A 17,271-nucleotide genomic window follows, 5' to 3' on the forward strand; every position below is an offset into this window, starting at 1 on the left:
GGCGTCAGTAGGCCGTGCGGTCGTCCTTGGCGAGCCAGGCGTCGAACGGGGCGGACCGGTCGTGGAGACGGTGCGCCGTGACGGGCATCGTCCACTCCGAGCGCGGGGTCTCGAAGAGCTCGTAGAACGCACGGTCGTCGAAGCCGCCACGGGCGGCGTCGTCGCGGTCGGCGGCGTAGACGACGCGGTCGAGGCGCGCCCACAGGGCAGCGGACACGCAGAGCGGGCACGGCTCGCAGGAGGTGTAGAGCGTGCAGCCGGCGAGCGAGAAGTCGCCCACGAGGCTGCAGGCGGAGCGGATCGCGACCACCTCGGCGTGGGCGGTCGGGTCGTTGTCGCGGGTCACCCGGTTCTGCCCGCTCGAGACCAGCTCGTCGCCGCGCACGATGACGGCGCCGAACGGACCGCCGCCGTGCGTGACGTTGGAGGTGGCCAGCTCGATCGCGCGGGCCAGCCACGCCGCCTCGGTGTGGTCGTCCGTCGTCACTCGACCTCCTCCATCCGCTCGTAGGTCTCGGTGATCGCCCGCACCCGGCGGCTGCCGGGGCGGCCGCACGCGCCGAGCACGGCGTCGGCCAGCACGCTCGCCAGGGCCATCGGAGCCGCGTAGCTGTCGAAGGCCAGCGAGTGCTGCAGGGGGCACTCCAGCCACATCGAGGCCGCGGAGGCGTGCGCCACCGCGGTCGGGTCGCCGATCAGGATCACCGAGGCCCCCGTCGTGCCGGCTTCGGCCAGGAAGTCGCCGAAGCCCTTGGGACGCCGGCGGAAGCCGACGGCGACGACCACGTCCTCCGCGCCCAGGCCGACGAGCTCCTCGCCCGTCGTCTGGCCCGGCACCGGGCCGGCCGTCACGTGGTCGCGGGCCTGCACGAGCTGCTCGCGCAGGTGCAGCGCCACCGGATAGCTGTTGCGCCAGCCGACCACGAGGACCCGGCCCGCCATGGCGAGCAGCCCGGCCGCCTCGGGGATCCGGGGGTGCTCGATCGCCCGCAGGATCGCGGACTGCTCCGCGGCAGCGAGCGCCTCGGCGTTGGGCGCGCCGTCGATCCGGCGTGGCTCACCCGCGCCGCGCAGCGACCGCAGGTGCTCGCGCACCTCGTCGAAGTCCTCGAAGCCCAGGCTCCGGAAGAGCCGGCTCATCGTCGCGCGGCTCACCCCGGCGAGGTCGGCGAGCTCGGCCGCGCGGTAGGTCGCCAGGTCGTCGAGGTTCTCGAGCAGGGTCGCGGCCGCGCGCCGCTCCTGCGGGGTCAGCGAGTCGTGGCGATCGGCGATCCGCTCGTCGATCCTCATGCGTGCGCCCCGACGCCGGCCCAGGCCCGCGGCTCGGCCGCCACCCCGTCGCGGGTGAGCGTGGCGGAGATCAGGCCGTAGGGGCGGTCGGCCGCGAAGAACACCTCGCCGGGGTTGTCGAGCCCGAAGGGGGCGAGGTCGACGAGGAAGTGGTGCTTGTTGGGACAGGCGATGCGGATCTCGACGACCTCCGGGCAGGCGTCCAGCGCAGCACTGGCCATGGCGTGGATGGTCTGCTGCAGCGCCAGGCTGTGGGTCGCGGCGAACGCGCCCGTCATGGCGGCGCGCACGGTCGCGTAGGCGGTGTCCCAGTCGACCTCGGTCGAGGCGTAGCGCCAGGTGGCGGTCACGCTGGTCGCGAGGATCCGGTCGTCGGTCCCCGCGAGGGTGGTGAAGCGGTCGCGCGGGAACCCGTGGAACTCGCTGCCGGTGCTCTTGAGCACCACGAGGTCGGTCAGGCCGCCGAGCACGAACCGCTCGTCGCCGTACGACTGGAGCCAGGCGGTGCGTGTCTCCTGGGCCGCACGCACGAACGAGTGGCCGTTGGCGGGCAGCCGCTCCCACGCGTAGCTCTCGGCGGCGAACCACGTGCCCGTCACCCACGGCTGCGCCGACCAGTGGTCGGCGAGCACCAGCAAGAAGGCCTCGGGCGAGGTGACGCCGTGCTCGCGGGCCAGGGCGTAGACCGAGTTCTTCTGGGTGTCGGTCGCGTGGACGTGGCTGTTGTCGCCCTCGGTGTAGGCGGTGGTGAAGTCGCCGCGCAGCTGCGTGGTGACGTTGAGGTCGTGCAGGACGTGGACGTCGTCCGAGCGGTCGACCTTGACCAGGCGGACCTCGGCCTTGCCGTGCTGGAGGTCCGACAGCGTGTAGTCGCTCATCAGGACCCCCGGTAGGTGGTGTAGGCGAACGGGCTCAGCAGCAGCGCCACGTGGTAGTGCGGCTGGCCGTCGGTCACGGTGAACGACAGCGTCACCGCCGGGAAGAACGTCTCCCGGTCCTGCTCGGCGAACCACTGTCCGGTGCCGAAGAGGAGCTCGTGGTCGCCGGTGGGTACGGCGACGTCGAACCGCGCGCGCCCCCCGACGTCGGTCGTGGCAGCGTCGAGCTGGGTGCCGTCGGCGCTGCGGAGGATCACGACCACGCCGGCGGCCGGTCGGCCCAGTGCGGCGTCGAGGACGTGAGTGGAGACGGTGCTCATAGGAGGAGATCCTTCACCCGCAGGAGCGCGATGTCCCGGAGTTGGGCGACCATCACCGGATATTCCTCCTCGGGGGTGTTCCCGAGCCGCTCCTCGAGGAGCGCGAGGAGCTCCGGGCCGGAGCGGCCCTTCGCCCGCACGAGGTAGATCCGGCCGAACCTCTCCTCGTAGGCGCGGTTGCCCGCGCGCAGCCGCTCGGCCAGCTCCGCGTCGGCCGGGTCGACCCCGGCCTGCTCCTTGCTGGACGCCGCGGCGGAAGCGCCGTCGCCTGCGGGGCGCTCGCCGATCCGCGGGTGGTGGGCGAGGGCCTGGTCGACGTCGGCCTCGGTCCACTCGTCCGCGAGGCGGGCAGCCGTCGCGACCAGCTCGTCGGCGTCGTCGTACGGGCGGGCCGCGACGATGCCGCGCACCCACCCCTCGGCGTCCGCGCAGGCGCGCACCAGGGCCTCGGCCTCGTCGGCGGGCAGGTCGTTGAACTCGTCGATGCGCACGCGTCAGATATACCTGGTCCGCCCCTGCAGGCGGGTGCGATCCATCGCGAAGACCCACCTGCGGCGGGGATGCTCGCTCACCGACCACAGCAGGTCGGTCGCCGGCCAGTGGACCAGGTCCTCCGGGCCGGGCGGTGTCGCCCACTTCACCGTGTCGAACGCGCCGGGCCGTCCGACGTGCATCCAGCCGTAGCCGTGCGGTCCGTGGGAGGACGTCACGAAGCAGACGCCATCGGCGATCGCGATGCCCTGCATCCGCGCGAGACCCTCCTCGCCCTCGACGACCGGCCGGGAGAGTCCGTCCTCGTCGGTGGCGAGCAGCCCCGAGCCGGCGTCCATCGGGAAGCGCGCGATCCGGCGGGTCTGCTTGCTGTTGCCGTACTCGCCGACGACCAGCGACGGCGGCTCGGTGCTGCGGTCGAGCGTCATGAACGAGTAGCGCAGCCGGGCGACGCCCTCGTCGGTCGCGGCACGGTAGGCGAACCGGACGGGAAGGACGTGGTCGTGCCCGTAGGTCGGCAGGCCGGCGGCGACCGGGACCCGCATCACGTCGTCGGTGCGGCAGGTCAGGAAGCCGCGGCCGGTCGCGGCGACGTGGACGTAGGGGCCGTGCCACACGATGCCGCCCGCGTGGGCGCGCAGGGGGGTGAACCCCGGCACGCCGTCCTTCATGGTCGGCTCGACGAGCAGCACGTGGCGGTAGCGCTTGGACGCCAGGTCGATGAAGCTGAGGCGCGACCCCTGCGCCTCGTCCTTGGCGTACCACGAGGTCACGAGCACGTCGCGCTCCACGTCGGTGCGGACCGACGTGCTGATGCCCTGCGGCCACCACGTCGGGTCGCGTCGGTCGCGGGCCTCCCAGGTCAGCGCCCGGTCGACGGCGCGGCCGAGGAACCGCGGGTGGGGCAGGTAGGTGCGGCGCATCCGGCGGTCGAGGTCGTCGAGGAGCCCGGCCGTCCCGACCCTGCCGCCACCGTGCGCGGCCAGGGCGGCCGCGAGCGCGTCGATCTCCGCGACGTTCTCGTCCGAGCGCGACAGGTGCACGCCGTACGGCGGCGGTGTCTGGTCCACGGCGGTCAAACGTAGATCATGGTGCTCGTGAGGGGCATCTTCTTCGACGAGGACCACGCGCGGTCGGCCGCACGGGCGCTGGTCAAGGGCGGCTACGAGGCGACGGTCGGCCGGGAGCGGCTTGCGGGCGAGGACGACGACGAGGACCACCCCTGGGCGGTCGTCACCGACGCGCCGATGATCCAGCTGGAGATGCTCGTCGAGACGTACGACGGCTGGCTGGACCTCGACGACGAGGAGCCCGCGTCCGCGCCCCTGCCCCTCCCCACCGAGCCGCGCCGGATCAAGCGCGAGGGCTGACTCAGCCCGGGACGCAGAGTCCCGGCCCGCCGCCCGACGTCTCCGCCTGGAGCGCCTGCCGCGGGCCGCCGGCCCAGTCGCCCTCGATCAGCAGCAGGTCGCCGTCGCGGTCGACCTCGAAGTCGCCGAGGTCCTTGATCGGGCGCTGGCTGAGCGGGTCGGTGCCGTCCTCGATGAACGCCTTGCGGGCGTCCTCGTCGGCCTTGGCGGCATCGTCGTCGTCGTACTGCAGCGCGACGACGACCTTGTCGGCGTTCTTGCCGGAGACGAGCAGCGCGCGCGCCTCGGGCCGGCCGAGGTCGGTGTAGCTGTCGACGAGGTCCGGCGGCAGCGAGCTGGCGGGACCGACGCAGGCGTCGTCGCCGCCGGCGGTGACCAGGGCGGTCTCGGGATCGCCGTCGGCGGCGTCGACCAGGTCGTCGAGCGAGCCGTCGTCGGCGAGGGAGTCGGCGTCGTCGGAGATCACCCTCGAGATGGCGGCGAGCGCGTCCGCGGACAGCGACCCCACGACGAGGTGCTCGTCCTCGTCGAGCATCACGTTGACCATGGCGAGGGGGAAGTGCCCGCCGACGAGACCGGTGTCGGGGTCCACCGCCGACGTCTCGTTGGAGTAGATCGGCTGGTCGTCGGTGCCGCCCTCCTTATAGGCGGCGTCCACCAGGTCGTCGGTGAGCGCGGCGAAGTCGAGGTCGTCGCCCACCTTCCACACGAAGGCGGTGCCGTCGGGGGAGTCGGGGTCCTCGCCCCAGGTCGCTCGCGCCTGCCACTGCACGTCGAAGTCGTTGAACGGCCCGTCCCGCATCACCGCGACGTAGCTCGTGAGCTCGGTCGTGGCGAGCGGGTCGGAGTCCTTGTCGGCGAGCGCGTGCGTGTAGTCGTCGAGGTCTGCGTCGTCGACGCTCCGGGGGTCGATGCCGTCGACGTGCAGCCGCTCGGCCATCGCCTCGCGGTCGGAGAACTGCAGCTGCGACGTGCTGGCCGGCAGGTACTCGAACGCGTCGTCCAGGGTCGACCCGCCGTCGAAGAGGCCGCACGACGTCAGCAGCGGGAGGACCCCGGTGACGAGGGCGAGCACGACGTGGGGTGGGCGAGGACCGAGGGGCATGGGCACCATCATTACGCTGTCTCGCATGGCTGATTCCGCGGCTCACCGGCTGCTCCTCGTGCACGCCCACCCCGACGACGAGTCGATCGGTCAGGGCGCGACCATGGCCAAGTACGTCGCCGAGGGACGGAGCGTCACGCTGGTGACCTGCACGGCCGGTGAGATGGGCGAGATCCTGGTGCCGGAGCTCGAGCACCTGGCCGCCGACAAGGAGGACGGGCTCGGCGCGCACCGCCGCGGCGAGCTCGACGCCGCGATGCGCGAGCTCGGTGTCACCGACCACCGGTTCCTGGGGGGCTTCGGCACCTACCGCGACTCCGGCATGAAGTGGCACGAGGACGGTCACGCGATCGCGGCCGACGAGGTGCACGAGAACGCCTTCTGGAACGCCGACCTCACCGAGGCCGCCAGCCACCTCGTCGCGGTGATCCGCGAGGTCCGGCCGCAGGTCCTGGTGACCTACGACGAGTTCGGCGGCTACGGGCACCCCGACCACATCCAGGCCCACCGGGTGGCGATGTACGCCGCTGCGCTGGCCGCCGCGCCGGCGTACCGCCGTGACCTGGGGGAGCCCTGGGACATCGCGAAGATCTACTGGGGCGCCATGTCGGAGAGCCGGCTCCGCGAGGGACTGCGCCGGCTGCGCGACGCGGGCGACACCACCACGTTCGAGGGGATGGACCCCGACGGCCCGCTGCCGGCGTTCTTCCGGGCCGACGAGGACATCTCGGCCGAGGTCGACGGCACCGAGCACATCGATCAGAAGATGGCGGCGCTGCGCGCGCACGCCACACAGATCACCGTCGACAGCCCGTTCTTCGCGCTCGCCGACAACGCGGGCCAGGAGGTCTGGGGCCGCGAGCTCTACTGCCTGGTCAAGGGCCAGCAGGGCCCGGTGGGCGACAACGGCTGGGAGACCGACCTCTTCGCGGGTCTCGCGGTGGAGTGAACGGGTCGCTCGCCCTGCGGCTGCCGGTCGCGGTGCTCTGCCTCGCCGGCGGCGCCGTGATCGGTACGGCGTCCGCGCTGCTCCACGGCTACGTCTGGGGGCTGGCCCTCGGGGTGGTCACGACGGCGGCGCTGCTCGTGGCGCTCCCGGGCGGGTGGTGGCTCCGGCTGTCCTTCGCGCTGGGCTGGTGCCTGACCGTGATGGGCCTGTCGTTCAAGCGCCCGGAGGGAGACCTCCTCGTCGCGGCCGACGTGCGGGGCTACCTCCTGCTCGGCGCGGGCGTCGCCGTGCTGATGGGAGGGGTCGTGGGACTGGTCGACCACCGCGCGCCGGAGGGCGACGTTGCGGAAAGCGACGCGCCCCTTTCCTAGGATGGCGCGTGTGACGTTGTTCGACGAGGCACCCGGAGACCGGCCGGTCAAGCGCGAGCGGGCGGGCGGCTGGATCGTCCTGCTGGTGCTCGTGCTCCTCGCCCTCCTCGCCGGCGGCGGCTACGCGCTGGCCCACCAGGTCGCGGCCGACAAGGTGCCGCTCGGCACGACCGTCTCCGGTATCGACATCGGCGGCATGACGCGGTCCGCCGCGATCGCGGAGCTCCAGGAGAAGCTCGGCGCCCGGGCCGCGCAGCCGTTGCACGTCGAGGTCGCCGGTGGGCGCAGCGCCGACGTGCGACCCGACGAGATCGGGTTGCAGATCGACTACGAGGCCACGATCGACGCGGTGAGCCAGGGCGAGAGCTGGCGGCCCGACCGCCAGTGGGACTACTTCACCGGCGGCGACGACGCCGACGCCGTGGTCGACGTGGACGAGTCCCAGCTCGCCGACCGGCTCGGCGAGCTCACCACCGGGCTCGGCGTGCCGCCGAAGGACGGTGCCGTCACCTTCGGCGAGGACGGTGTGTCCGTCGTCAACCCGGTCCCCGGCGAGGCGGTCGACCTCGATGCCGCACGCGACGCCATCACCGCGGCGTTCCTGGGCGAGCAGGACTCCGCGGAGCTGACCGTCACCACGGCCGAGCCCGACATCGACGACGCCGATGTCCAGGCCGCTCTCGACGGCTTCGCCAACCCGGCGATGTCGTCCTCGGTCACGCTGGTCTTCGGCAGGTCCCAGGTGCGCCTGCAGCCGCGGCAGTACGCAACGGCCCTGTCGATGGTGCCTGACGATGGCGTGCTCGTGCCGAGGATCGACGAGCGGCGGATCACCCGGCTGGTCAAGAGCGCCACCACGACCGGGGAGCCGGTCGACGCCAGCGTAGAGCTGGTCGACGGCAAGCCGAGGATCGTCAAGGCCAAGCCGGGGGTGTCCTTCGACCCGGCCGACGTCGTGAGGGTCTTCACCGACCTGCTCACCGCCGCCGAGGGCGACCGGTCGGGCGAGGTCGAGGCCACCGTCGAGGAGGCGTCCTTCACGACGGCGGACGCGCGGGCGCTCGGCATCAAGCAGAAGATCTCCGAGTTCACGACCTACTACCCCTACGCCGAATACCGCAACATCAACATCCCGCGCGCGGCCGAGCTCATCGACGGCACCCTGTTGAAGCCCGGCGAGACGTTCTCGCTCAACGACACCGTCGGCGAGCGCACGAAGGAGAACGGCTTCACCATCGGCTACACGATCCAGGGCGGCATCCTCAAGCTCGACTACGGCGGCGGCGTCTCCCAGATGGCGACCACGACCTTCAACGCGGCCTTCTTCGCGGGCCTGGAGGACGTCGAGCACAAGCCGCACTCGTTCTACATCGACCGCTACCCGGAGGGCCGGGAGGCCACCGTGGCGTGGCCGACGGTCGACCTTCGCTTCAAGAACGACACGCCCTACGGCGTACTCATCCATGCGTCGGTGACGCCCGCGACCGTCTCCGCCCAGGGCATCGTCACCGTGCAGATCTTCTCGACGAAGCTGTGGGACATCGAGTCCAAGACGGGACCGCGCTACAACTACCGCGCGCCGGTCACCCGTCACCTGACGACCCCGGACTGCGAGGCGTTCACCGGCTACTCCGGCTTCGACGTCGACGTGACGCGGATCTTCCGCAAGCACGGCGAGGACGCGATCGACCACACGGAGAAGCTCCACACCTCCTACACGGCCGCCGACAGCGTCGTGTGTGGTCCGCCGCCGAAGACCGACAGCCCCTGACCCCGGGCGACGTGAGCGCCTCGCGCGGGGGGACGCCACGTCCGGTAGAGTGAGAACACGTTCTAGTTTTCGCGAGGGGCGCTCGATGACGACTTCCACTCCGGCGATCGCCGGCTGGTTCACGACCGGCGACGACCCGCGGCTCGTCGCGTCGCGCTGCACGACGTGCGGCACGCTGGTCTTCCCGCCGCCACCCGCCGACGCCGCGAGCTTCTGCCGCAACCCGGCCTGCGACGGCGAGACCCACGAGCCGGCCGAGCTGTCCCGCACGGGGCGGGTCTGGTCCTACACCGACGCGCAGTACCAGCCGCCGGCGCCGTACGTCGCGACGACGGATCCCTTCGAGCCGTTCGCGCTCGCTGCGGTCGAGCTGCCCGAGGGCCTCGTCGTGCTCGGCCAGGTCGCGACGGGCTACGGCGTGGCCGACCTGCGGGTCGGGGCCGAGGTCGAGCTGGTCGTGGAGCCGCTGGAGTCCGACGAGACGGGCGAGCGGACCATCTGGCGCTGGAAGCCCGTGACCGAGCTGGGCGAGGAGGCCGACCAGTGAGCAACGCCATCGCCGTCGCCGGGGTCGGCATGCACCCGTGGGGCAAGTGGGGCCGGCCCTTCGTCGAGTACGGCGTCCACGCCGCCCGCGCGGCACTCGCCGACGCCGGCATCGCCTGGTCCGACGTCGACTTCGTCGTGGGCGGGGAGACCGTGCGCAACGGCTATGCCGGCTACGTCGCGGGCTCGACCTTCGCCTCGGCGCTGGGGTGGAACGGCGCGCGGATCGCGACGTCGTACGCCGCCTGCGCCACCGGCGCCCAGGCGCTCGACACCGCGCGGGCGCGCATCCTCGCCGGCCTGTGCGACGTCGCGCTGGTCGTCGGCGCCGACACCACACCGAAGGGCTTCCTCGCTCCGAACGCGGGGGAGCGGTGGACCGACCCGGACTGGCTGCGGTTCAAGCTGCTCGGGATGACCAACCCGGCGTACTTCGCGCTCTACGCGCGCCGGCGGATGGACCTCTACGGCGCTACGAGCGAGGACTTCGCGCAGGTCAAGGTGAAGAACGCCCGGCACGGGCTGGAGAACCCCAACGCGCGCTACCGCAAGGAGGTGGCCGTCGCCGACGTCCTCGGCTCGGCGATCGTGTCCGACCCGCTGCACCTGCTCGACATCTGCGCGACCTCCGACGGTGCTGCCGCTGTCGTGCTGACCTCGCTCGACTACGCCCGCGCGCACGGTCTCGCCGACCCGGTCCGCGTGGAGGCGGTCTCGACCGTGACGCCGACCTTCCCCAACGCGGTCATCGACATGCCGCTGCTCGCGACCGACCACTTCGCGGCGGGCACGCCCGAGCGCACCTTCAAGGAGTCGATCGCCGACGCCGCCTACGAGGAGGCCGGCATCGGCCCCGAGGACGTCGACGTGGCCGAGGTCTACGACCTCTCCACGGCGCTCGAGCTGGACTGGATCGAGGACCTCGGGCTCTGCAAGCGCGGCGAGGCCGAGGTGCTGCTCCGCGCGGGCGACACCACGATCGGCGGCCGGATCCCGGTGAACCCCTCCGGCGGCCTCGCCTGCTTCGGGGAGGCCGTCCCCGCCCAGGCGCTGGCCCAGGTCTGCGAGCTCACCTGGCAGCTGCGCGGCCAGGCCGTCGGACGCCAGGTGGAGGGCGCCACGGTCGGCATCACCGCCAACCAGGGCCTCTTCGGCCACGGTTCCTCGGTGCTCCTCGCGCGCTGATCGCCGTTTCCCCTGACCACCGGGTCGGAAATCGGCGAAAACACGACCCGCACGTCAGGGGAAACGTCAGGTGGGCGGGACGACCCGCCAGACGACGTACTCACCGGGCAGGCCCTTGAGCTCGAGTGGGTCGGTCGGGTCGACGAGTGCGACCGACGCGTCGTCGTCGAGGGCGTCGCGCACGGCGTCGCTGCAGAGCACCTCGCCACCCGAGGCGAGGTCGGCGACGCGCGCGGCGAGGGCGACGTTCTCACCGAAGTAGTCACCGTCCTTGGCGACGACCTGCCCGGTGTGGATGCCGATCCGCACGCGCACCTTGCCGTGTCGCCGCAGCTGCTCGGACGGGCGCCGCAGGTCGCTCTGGATCGCGACCGCGGCCCGGCAAGCCGCCTCGGCGTCGCGGAAGGCCACCATGAAGCCGTCGCCGGCGGTCTTGACGACCTGGCCGCGGTACTGCGCGATCCGGGCGCGCAGCAGCTGGTCGTGCGCCTCGAGCACGCGGACCCAGCTGCGGTCTCCCATCCGGGCGTTGAGCTGGGTGGAGTTCTCGATGTCGGAGAAGAAGATCGTCACGGTTCCGTCGGGCGCCGCCATGTGGACGATCTCGGCCTGCTCCTCGTTGGCCCAGGCCGACAGGTCCTCGATCGTGCTCTGGATCAGCCCGGTGATGCCCTGCTCGCGCACCTTGCTCGCGGTGCGGATCATCCTGCTGAGCGCACGCTCGGTGGTGCCCTGGGCGGGCGGGGGGCGCAACGCCGTCGCCAGGTCGGACTCGAGCTGCTCGACGTGGACGCGGTGCTCGGCGATCTCGTCGCGCTGACGACGTACGCCGACCGCCAGCGCCACCACGGCGCACGCCAGCACCGCGCAGAGCACCGCCAGCACCACCGTCACGGCGTCAGAATAGGGGTGCTGGATGGTTGGGAGGCTGAGTAGCGTGATCGTGTGACCTCTCTCTCCTCCGAGAACACCACCCCGGCCCCCACCGCCGGCACCGTCGGCGAGCTGCGCGCGACCGGACACGTGCACAAGCCGCTCCGCGTCGAGATCCGCGACAACCTGCTCGCCCGCCTCGCGGCGGGGGAGGACCCGTGGCCCGGGCTGCACGGGTTCGAGAAGACCGTGATCCCGCAGCTCGAGCGCGCGCTGCTGGCCGGCCACGACATCGTGCTGCTCGGTGAGCGCGGCCAGGGCAAGACCCGGTTGCTGCGCACCATGGTCGGCCTGCTCGACGAGTGGACGCCCGTCATCAGCGGGTCCGAGCTCGGCGAGCACCCCTTCGAGCCGATCACCCACGCCTCGCGCGCGGCGGCGGCGTCCTACGGCGACGACCTGCGCATCTCCTGGCAGCACCGGTCGGAGCGCTACGCGGAGAAGCTCGCCACCCCCGACACCAGCGTCGCCGACCTGATCGGCGACGTCGACCCGATGAAGGTCGCCGAGGGCCGCTCGCTGGGCGACCCGGAGACGATCCACTTCGGCCTGATACCGCGCAGCCACCGGGGCATCGTCGCGATCAACGAGCTGCCCGACCTCGCCGAGCGGATCCAGGTCGCGATGCTCAACGTGATGGAGGAGCGCGACATCCAGATCCGCGGCTACGTCCTGCGGTTGCCGCTCGACGTGCTCGTGGTCGCCTCGGCCAACCCCGAGGACTACACCAACCGCGGACGCATCATCACGCCCTTGAAGGACCGGTTCGGTGCGGAGATCCGCACCCACTACCCGTCCGCCCTCGAGGCGGAGATGTCGGTGATCCGCCAGGAGGCCCAGCTCGTCGCCGACGTACCCGAGCCGCTCCTGGAGGTCCTGGCCCGGTTCACCCGCAACCTGCGCGAGTCGACGGCGGTCGACCAGCGCTCGGGGGTCTCGGCGCGGTTCGCGATCGCCGGTGCCGAGACGATCGCGGCCTCGGCGCTGCGGCGCGCGACGATCCTCGGCGAGGACGCCGCGGTCGCGCGGGTCGTCGACCTGGAGACGGCCGTCGACGTGCTCGGCGGGAAGATCGAGTTCGAGTCGGGCGAGGAGGGCCGGGAGGCCGAGATCCTCACCCACCTCCTGCGCACGGCGACGGCGGAGGTCGTCCGCGAGCACTTCCGCGGCCTCGACTTCGCCCTGCTGGTCGACGCGATCGAGGAGGGCGCGACGGTGACCACCGGCGCCGCCGTGTCGGCGCGCGACGTGCTGATCGGGCTGCCGGTGCTCGGCGAGTCCGAGCTCTACGACCAGGTCTGCGAGCGACTCTACGGCGACGGCGGCGGTGACACCGACGGCGAGCGCGCGGCCGCGATCGAGCTGGCTCTCGAGGGACTCTTCCTGGCGCGCAAGATCGGCAAGGACTCGGACGGGAGCGAGACGATCTACGGATGAGCCGCTATCGCAGGTACGACGGCGGCGACCCGCTCGCCCCGCCGGTCGACATCGCCGAGGCGCTCGACGCCATCGGCGACGACGTGATGGCCGGCTACAGCCCGGAGCGGGCCATGCAGGAGTTCCTGCGCCGCGGTGGGCGCGACCAGGAGGGTCTCGACGACCTGGCCCGCCGCGTGGCCGAGCGGCGCCGGGAGATCCTGCAGCGCCACAACCTCGACGGCACGTTGCAGGAGGTCCGCGAGCTGCTCGACCAGGCGGTGCTCGAGGAGCGCAAGCAGCTGGCCCGCGACGCCATGATGGACGACGGGGACCGCGCGTTCCGCGAGCTGCGGCTCGACAACCTGCCGGACTCGACGGCCGCGGCGGTGACCGAGCTGTCCGACTACGACTGGCAGTCGCCCGAGGCGGCGGCGGCCTACGAGCAGATCAAGGACCTGCTCGGTCGCGAGCTGCTCGACCAGCGCTTCGCCGGCATGAAGCAGGCGCTCGAGGGCGCGACCGACGAGGACCGGGCGGCCATCCAGGAGATGCTCGCCGACCTCAACGACCTGTTGGAGAAGCACGCCCGGGGTGAGGACACCCCTGAGGACTTCCAGCAGTTCATGGACAAGCACGGCGACTTCTTCCCGGAGGACCCGAAGAGTGTCGAGGAGCTCATCGACGCGATGGCCCAGCGGGCCGCCGCCGCCCAGCGGATGCTCAACTCGATGACGCCGGAGCAGCGCGCCGAGCTGATGGAGCTCTCGGCGCAGGCGTTCGGGTCGCCCCAGCTGATGGAGCAGCTCGCCCGGATGGACGCCAACCTCCAGGGGCTGCGCCCCGGCGAGGACTGGGGCGGGTCCGAGCGGTTCCAGGGCGACCAGGGGGTCGGCCTGGGCGACGGCACGGGCATGCTCCAGGACCTGGCCGACCTCGACGCGCTCGCCGACCAGCTCTCCCAGTCCTACGGCGGGGCGCGCCTCGACGACGTTGACCTCGACAAGCTGGCGCGCCAGCTCGGGGACCAGGCAGCCGTCGACGCCCGCCGCCTGCAGGAGCTCGAGAAGGCGCTCCGGCAGACCGGCGCGATGGAGCGCGGCTTCGACGGCGAGCTGCGGCTGACCCCCAAGGCGATGCGCCAGCTCGGCAAGGCGCTGCTGCGCGACGTGGCCCAGCGGCTGTCGGGGCGGCAGGGGCAGCGCGAGCTCCGGCAGGCGGGGGCCGCGGGCGACCTGTCGGGCGCGACCCGCCAGTGGGCGTTCGGCGACACCGAGCCGTGGGACATCCCGCGCACGATCCTCAACGGCGTGCAGCGGCGTGCGGGCGACCCGAGCGGCCCGCGGCTCTCGATCGAGGACGTGGAGGTCGCCGAGACCGAGGCGCGCACCCAGGCGTGCGTGGCGCTCTGCGTCGACACCAGCTTCTCGATGGCGATGGACGGTCGCTGGGTGCCGATGAAGCGCACCGCGCTCGCGCTCCACACCCTGATCGGCACCCGCTTCCGGGGCGACTCGCTCGAGCTCATCGGCTTCGGCCGCCACGCGGAGACGATGGAGATCGAGCACCTCACCGCCCTCGACGCGCGCTGGGCGAAGGGCACCAACCTCCACCACGCCCTGCTGCTGGCCAATCGCCACTTCCGCAAGCACCCCAACGCCCAGCCGGTCCTGCTGATCGTCACCGACGGCGAGCCGACCTCCCACCTCGAGCCGGACGGCGAGGTGTTCTTCAGCTACCCGCCGCACCCGATGACGATCGCGCTTGCCGTGCGCGAGCTCGACAACGCGCGCCGACTCGGCGCCCAGACGACGTTCTTCCGGCTCGGCGACGACCCCGGCCTGGCGCGCTTCATCGAGTCGATGGCGAAGCGCGCCGAGGGCACCGTCATCGCCCCGGAGACCGACGACCTCGGTGCGGCGGTCGTGTCGTCGTACCTCGGCTCCCGCGGGCCGCGGGAGCGCTTCGGCCCCGGCTCCTACGGCGACTTCTTCGGCGGCCGGGGCTTCTGGGTCGGCTGACCGGCCTGGCGGTTCGGCAGCGGCCGGCGCCGGCGGCGAATAGGCTCTGCGGGTTCTGTCGCACAGCTCGGGGGGATCTCGTTGCGCACCCGCATGTTCTCGACGACCGTCGTCGCACTGTGCGCCGTGCTCGGCGCCGGTATGGGCTGGACGGCGCAGCCGTCGACGGCTGCTCCTTCGTCCCTCGCGCCCCCACCCCCGACCGGCACCACCATCTCGCTCACCGGGTTCTCCGACGTCGTCGTCGACGACGCCTTCGGCCGGGTCTTCGTCACGCAGCGGGACGACACCCTGATGGTTGCCTCGGCCGACCTCTCCACGCACGAGTCGGTCATGCTCGACGGCCCGGGGCGTGCGATGGCGCTGAACGACGACGGTTCCGTGCTCTACGTCGTGGTGGACGCGGTCGACCAGATCGCTGCCGTCGACACCAAGACCCTCGAGGTGACCACCGTGCCCGCCACGGTCTCGCCCTGCCCGCAGCAGATCACCTACGCGGACGACCTGCTCTGGGTGGCCTCGAGCTGCGCCCAAGGCGCGGGTGTCGTCGCAGTGGACCCTGCGACGGGAGCGGTGACGGAGGTGGACGACCGTCCGTCCGCATACGTGCTCGACGCCGGAGACGGGCTCCTGGTCACTGCGACACGCACCGGTGAGGTCCGGTCGTTCGAGATCGGTGGCGCCGACGGCTCGCCCGCACTCACCCTGCTGGGGGAAGCGACCCTCTCAGGGACGATCGACGACCTCGCGGTGAGCGCCGACGGCGCCCGGCTGTTCAGCGCGACGGGCTACCCGAGCTACCGGCTGAGCATCTCCGGTCTGCCGGGGCTCGCCTATGAGGGGCCGGCAGACATCGGGACCCTCGGCAACGCGGCGGTCGCGGTGCGCCAGGACGGTCTGATCGGAGCGTCCGGCGACGGGGGCGTCCAGTTCGCGACACCAGCCGGCAGGTCGACGTACGGACCGCAGAACAGCGGCGAGTGGGGACCGCAGACAGGCGGTCTCGCGTTCGGGACACACCTTCTCTACACGGTCCTCGGGAATCCCTACAGCAAGGCCCGGTACCTCACGTCGTACCGCCCGGGCTGGCGGTCGACGCTGCACGTCAAGAACTTCAACGTCGAGCGGACGATCGACCTCGGCGACTCCGTCACGGTCACCGGCGATCTCGCGACCCGGTCGGACAACCGCACCGTCGCGGTCTACGGCACGCGGCACACGCTCACCGCCCCGGTCGCCCTGGGGACGACCGTTGCCGGGAGCGACGGCCGGTTCTCCATCTCCGTGCGACCTGGCCGGACGATGACCCTGATGGTCGTGTTCGAGGGGGACGACGAGAACGTCGGCGCCGTCGAGATCCAGGACGGGAGTGTCTACGTGCGGGCCCGGGTCACCAGCGAGCTGCGTGGTGCACGAAGGGTTCGCGACCACGTGGCGGAGTACGGCGTGCACGATCGCGCGCTCATCGTGGCGAAGGTCGCTCCCGCCCAGCCCGGACGATGTGCCACGGTCGACCTGGACGTCCGCGTCGCTGGTCGCTGGCGTGCGGTCGACACGGTCCGCTGCCTGCGCCTCGACGACCGCAGCCGTCTGCGTGCCTACGTCCAGGGCGATCGGGAGCTCGCAGGCGTGCTGTGGCGCATCAGGGCGGTCGCGCCGAGCACGGACATCGCGGAGCCGAACACGGGCCCCACCCATCGGTTCCGCTTCGTGCGTTGACGCTTCGCGTCGTTGTGAGAGTGACCTGGGGGTCACTCTGACAACTACGGGAGCCGCTCAGGGGTGGAGGACGGCGGCGAGCTCCTCGATGCCGTCGACGAGCCGGGTGCCGGGGCGGGCCCAGGAGGCGTTGGCGTCCACGGCATGCACCGGTACGCCGGCCGGCAGCACGCCGCTCGCGACGAGGTCGTCCGCCAACGACTGTGCGGCGGCACGGTCGTAGCCACACGGAGCGACGACCACCAGGTCGGGGCGCGCGGCGGCGACGTCGTCATAGGTGACCCGGTAGGACTTCTCGCCCGCGGTGCCGAGGACGCACTCGCCGCCGGCCAGCTCGATCATCTCGGGGATCCAGTGGCCGGGCGCGAACGGTGGGTCGGTCCACTCCAGCAGCACCACCCGCGGCCGCGGACGGCCGTCGACGCGCGCCGCCACTGCGGCGAGGCGCTCGCGCTGCGCCGCGACGAGGGTGGCGGCCTCCGCCGCGTGGCCGGTGGCCCTCCCGAGGGTCTCGATGGAGGCGAGCACCTCCTCGAGCGTGTGCGGGTCGCAGGTCAGCACCTCGGCCCTGCAGCCCAGGTGCGTGAGCGCGTCGTCCACCACGGACACGTCGACGGCGCACACGGCGCACAGGTCCTGGGTGACGACGAGGTCGGCGTCGATGCCGCTCAGCGCGCCCGAGTCGAGGTGGTAGAGGTCCACGCCGCGGCGCATCGCCTCGGCGACGAAGGCATCGATCTCCGCCGGCGCCAGCCCCTCGGGCATCGCCGAGGTGGACACGATCCGGCGGTCGCGCGCCTCGGGCGGGTGGTCGCACTCGAAGGTCACACCGACGACGGAGTCGCCGGCGCCGATGGCGAAGAGGATCTCCGTGGTGGAGGGCAGCAGGGACACGATGCGCACGT

At 72.2% G+C, this 17,271-nt stretch carries 18 protein-coding genes; 9 read left to right on the plus strand and 9 right to left on the minus strand.

From position 1 onward, the window contains the following. Positions 1-4 precede the first annotated feature (4 nt). Genes ACAX67_RS06375 through ACAX67_RS06400 form a run of 6 tightly spaced genes read right to left on the minus strand, consistent with a single transcriptional unit; the run spans position 5 to position 4,050 of the window. The gene (locus tag ACAX67_RS06375; RefSeq protein ID WP_370702969.1) at positions 5-487 is read right to left on the minus strand and encodes a nucleoside deaminase; all 483 of its coding nucleotides are present in this window, start codon (positions 485-487) and stop codon (positions 5-7) included. After that, on the minus strand, positions 484-1,290 hold the full coding sequence (locus ACAX67_RS06380; RefSeq protein WP_370702970.1) for a MurR/RpiR family transcriptional regulator: 807 nt from the start codon (positions 1,288-1,290) through the stop codon (positions 484-486). The genes ACAX67_RS06375 and ACAX67_RS06380 overlap by 4 nt, the downstream gene beginning before the upstream one ends. After that, positions 1,287-2,168: a factor-independent urate hydroxylase gene (gene pucL / locus ACAX67_RS06385; protein ID WP_370702971.1), complete on the minus strand. Its 882-nt coding sequence runs from the start codon at positions 2,166-2,168 to the stop codon at positions 1,287-1,289. Before pucL ends, ACAX67_RS06380 begins: the two co-directional genes overlap by 4 nt. Beyond that, the gene (gene uraH, locus ACAX67_RS06390; RefSeq protein ID WP_370702972.1) at positions 2,168-2,488 is read right to left on the minus strand and encodes a hydroxyisourate hydrolase; all 321 of its coding nucleotides are present in this window, start codon (positions 2,486-2,488) and stop codon (positions 2,168-2,170) included. Before uraH ends, pucL begins: the two co-directional genes overlap by 1 nt. Beyond that, positions 2,485-2,979, minus strand: a complete 495-nt coding sequence (gene uraD / locus ACAX67_RS06395; RefSeq protein WP_370702973.1) for a 2-oxo-4-hydroxy-4-carboxy-5-ureidoimidazoline decarboxylase — start codon at positions 2,977-2,979, stop codon at positions 2,485-2,487. Before uraD ends, uraH begins: the two co-directional genes overlap by 4 nt. Before the next feature lie 3 nt (positions 2,980-2,982). Continuing rightward, positions 2,983-4,050, minus strand: a complete 1,068-nt coding sequence (locus tag ACAX67_RS06400; RefSeq protein ID WP_370702974.1) for a hypothetical protein — start codon at positions 4,048-4,050, stop codon at positions 2,983-2,985. A 27-nt stretch (positions 4,051-4,077) separates the two neighbouring features. Between ACAX67_RS06400 and ACAX67_RS06405 the strand changes: the two genes are divergently transcribed. After that, the gene (locus ACAX67_RS06405) at positions 4,078-4,350 is read left to right on the plus strand and encodes a hypothetical protein (RefSeq protein WP_370702975.1); all 273 of its coding nucleotides are present in this window, start codon (positions 4,078-4,080) and stop codon (positions 4,348-4,350) included. 1 nt (position 4,351) lies between these two features. On the opposite strand, the gene ACAX67_RS06410 is transcribed toward ACAX67_RS06405, so the two are convergent. Next, complete coding sequence (locus ACAX67_RS06410) at positions 4,352-5,455, minus strand: hypothetical protein (protein ID WP_370702976.1); 1,104 nt, start codon at positions 5,453-5,455, stop codon at positions 4,352-4,354. A 25-nt stretch (positions 5,456-5,480) separates the two neighbouring features. On the opposite strand from ACAX67_RS06410, the gene mshB reads away from it, so the two are divergent. The 5 genes from mshB to ACAX67_RS06435 all read left to right on the plus strand — a co-directional run bounded on the left by mshB (position 5,481) and on the right by ACAX67_RS06435 (position 10,277). Beyond that, a complete protein-coding gene (gene mshB, locus ACAX67_RS06415) occupies positions 5,481-6,404 on the plus strand; it encodes an N-acetyl-1-D-myo-inositol-2-amino-2-deoxy-alpha-D-glucopyranoside deacetylase (protein ID WP_370702977.1) in 924 nt (307 codons plus the stop codon). Next, positions 6,401-6,775 carry a hypothetical protein gene (locus ACAX67_RS06420; RefSeq protein ID WP_370702978.1) on the plus strand — a complete coding sequence of 125 codons (375 nt, stop codon included), beginning with the start codon at positions 6,401-6,403 and terminating at the stop codon, positions 6,773-6,775. Before mshB ends, ACAX67_RS06420 begins: the two co-directional genes overlap by 4 nt. Positions 6,776-6,785: 10 nt before the next feature. Further along, the gene (locus tag ACAX67_RS06425) at positions 6,786-8,546 is read left to right on the plus strand and encodes a VanW family protein (protein WP_370702979.1); all 1,761 of its coding nucleotides are present in this window, start codon (positions 6,786-6,788) and stop codon (positions 8,544-8,546) included. Positions 8,547-8,631: 85 nt separating this feature from the next. Further along, on the plus strand, positions 8,632-9,093 hold the full coding sequence (locus ACAX67_RS06430) for a Zn-ribbon domain-containing OB-fold protein (protein ID WP_370702980.1): 462 nt from the start codon (positions 8,632-8,634) through the stop codon (positions 9,091-9,093). Beyond that, positions 9,090-10,277, plus strand: coding sequence for a lipid-transfer protein (locus tag ACAX67_RS06435; RefSeq protein ID WP_370702981.1), 1,188 nt, complete (start codon positions 9,090-9,092; stop codon positions 10,275-10,277). The genes ACAX67_RS06430 and ACAX67_RS06435 overlap by 4 nt, the downstream gene beginning before the upstream one ends. Positions 10,278-10,343: 66 nt before the next feature. Here the strand turns inward: ACAX67_RS06435 and ACAX67_RS06440 are convergent, their stop codons facing one another. Then, positions 10,344-11,171 carry an adenylate/guanylate cyclase domain-containing protein gene (locus ACAX67_RS06440; protein ID WP_370702982.1) on the minus strand — a complete coding sequence of 276 codons (828 nt, stop codon included), beginning with the start codon at positions 11,169-11,171 and terminating at the stop codon, positions 10,344-10,346. 51 nt (positions 11,172-11,222) lie between these two features. On the opposite strand from ACAX67_RS06440, the gene ACAX67_RS06445 reads away from it, so the two are divergent. From ACAX67_RS06445 to ACAX67_RS06455, 3 genes are all read left to right on the plus strand, one after another. Beyond that, positions 11,223-12,647: a MoxR family ATPase gene (locus ACAX67_RS06445; protein WP_370702983.1), complete on the plus strand. Its 1,425-nt coding sequence runs from the start codon at positions 11,223-11,225 to the stop codon at positions 12,645-12,647. Next, positions 12,644-14,647 (plus strand): VWA domain-containing protein, encoded by a 2,004-nt coding sequence (locus tag ACAX67_RS06450; RefSeq protein WP_370702984.1) that lies wholly within the window; start codon positions 12,644-12,646, stop codon positions 14,645-14,647. Before ACAX67_RS06445 ends, ACAX67_RS06450 begins: the two co-directional genes overlap by 4 nt. Before the next feature lie 93 nt (positions 14,648-14,740). Beyond that, entirely contained in the window at positions 14,741-16,366 is a 1,626-nt protein-coding gene (locus tag ACAX67_RS06455; protein WP_370702985.1) for an NHL repeat-containing protein, read from the plus strand. A 57-nt stretch (positions 16,367-16,423) separates the two neighbouring features. On the opposite strand, the gene ACAX67_RS06460 is transcribed toward ACAX67_RS06455, so the two are convergent. Continuing rightward, positions 16,424-17,269: a cobalamin-binding protein gene (locus ACAX67_RS06460; RefSeq protein WP_370702986.1), complete on the minus strand. Its 846-nt coding sequence runs from the start codon at positions 17,267-17,269 to the stop codon at positions 16,424-16,426. Between the last annotated feature and the right edge of the window lie 2 nt (positions 17,270-17,271).

The sequence above is a fragment of the Nocardioides candidus genome (genome assembly GCF_041321175.1).
Lineage (GTDB): Bacteria > Actinomycetota > Actinomycetes > Propionibacteriales > Nocardioidaceae > Nocardioides.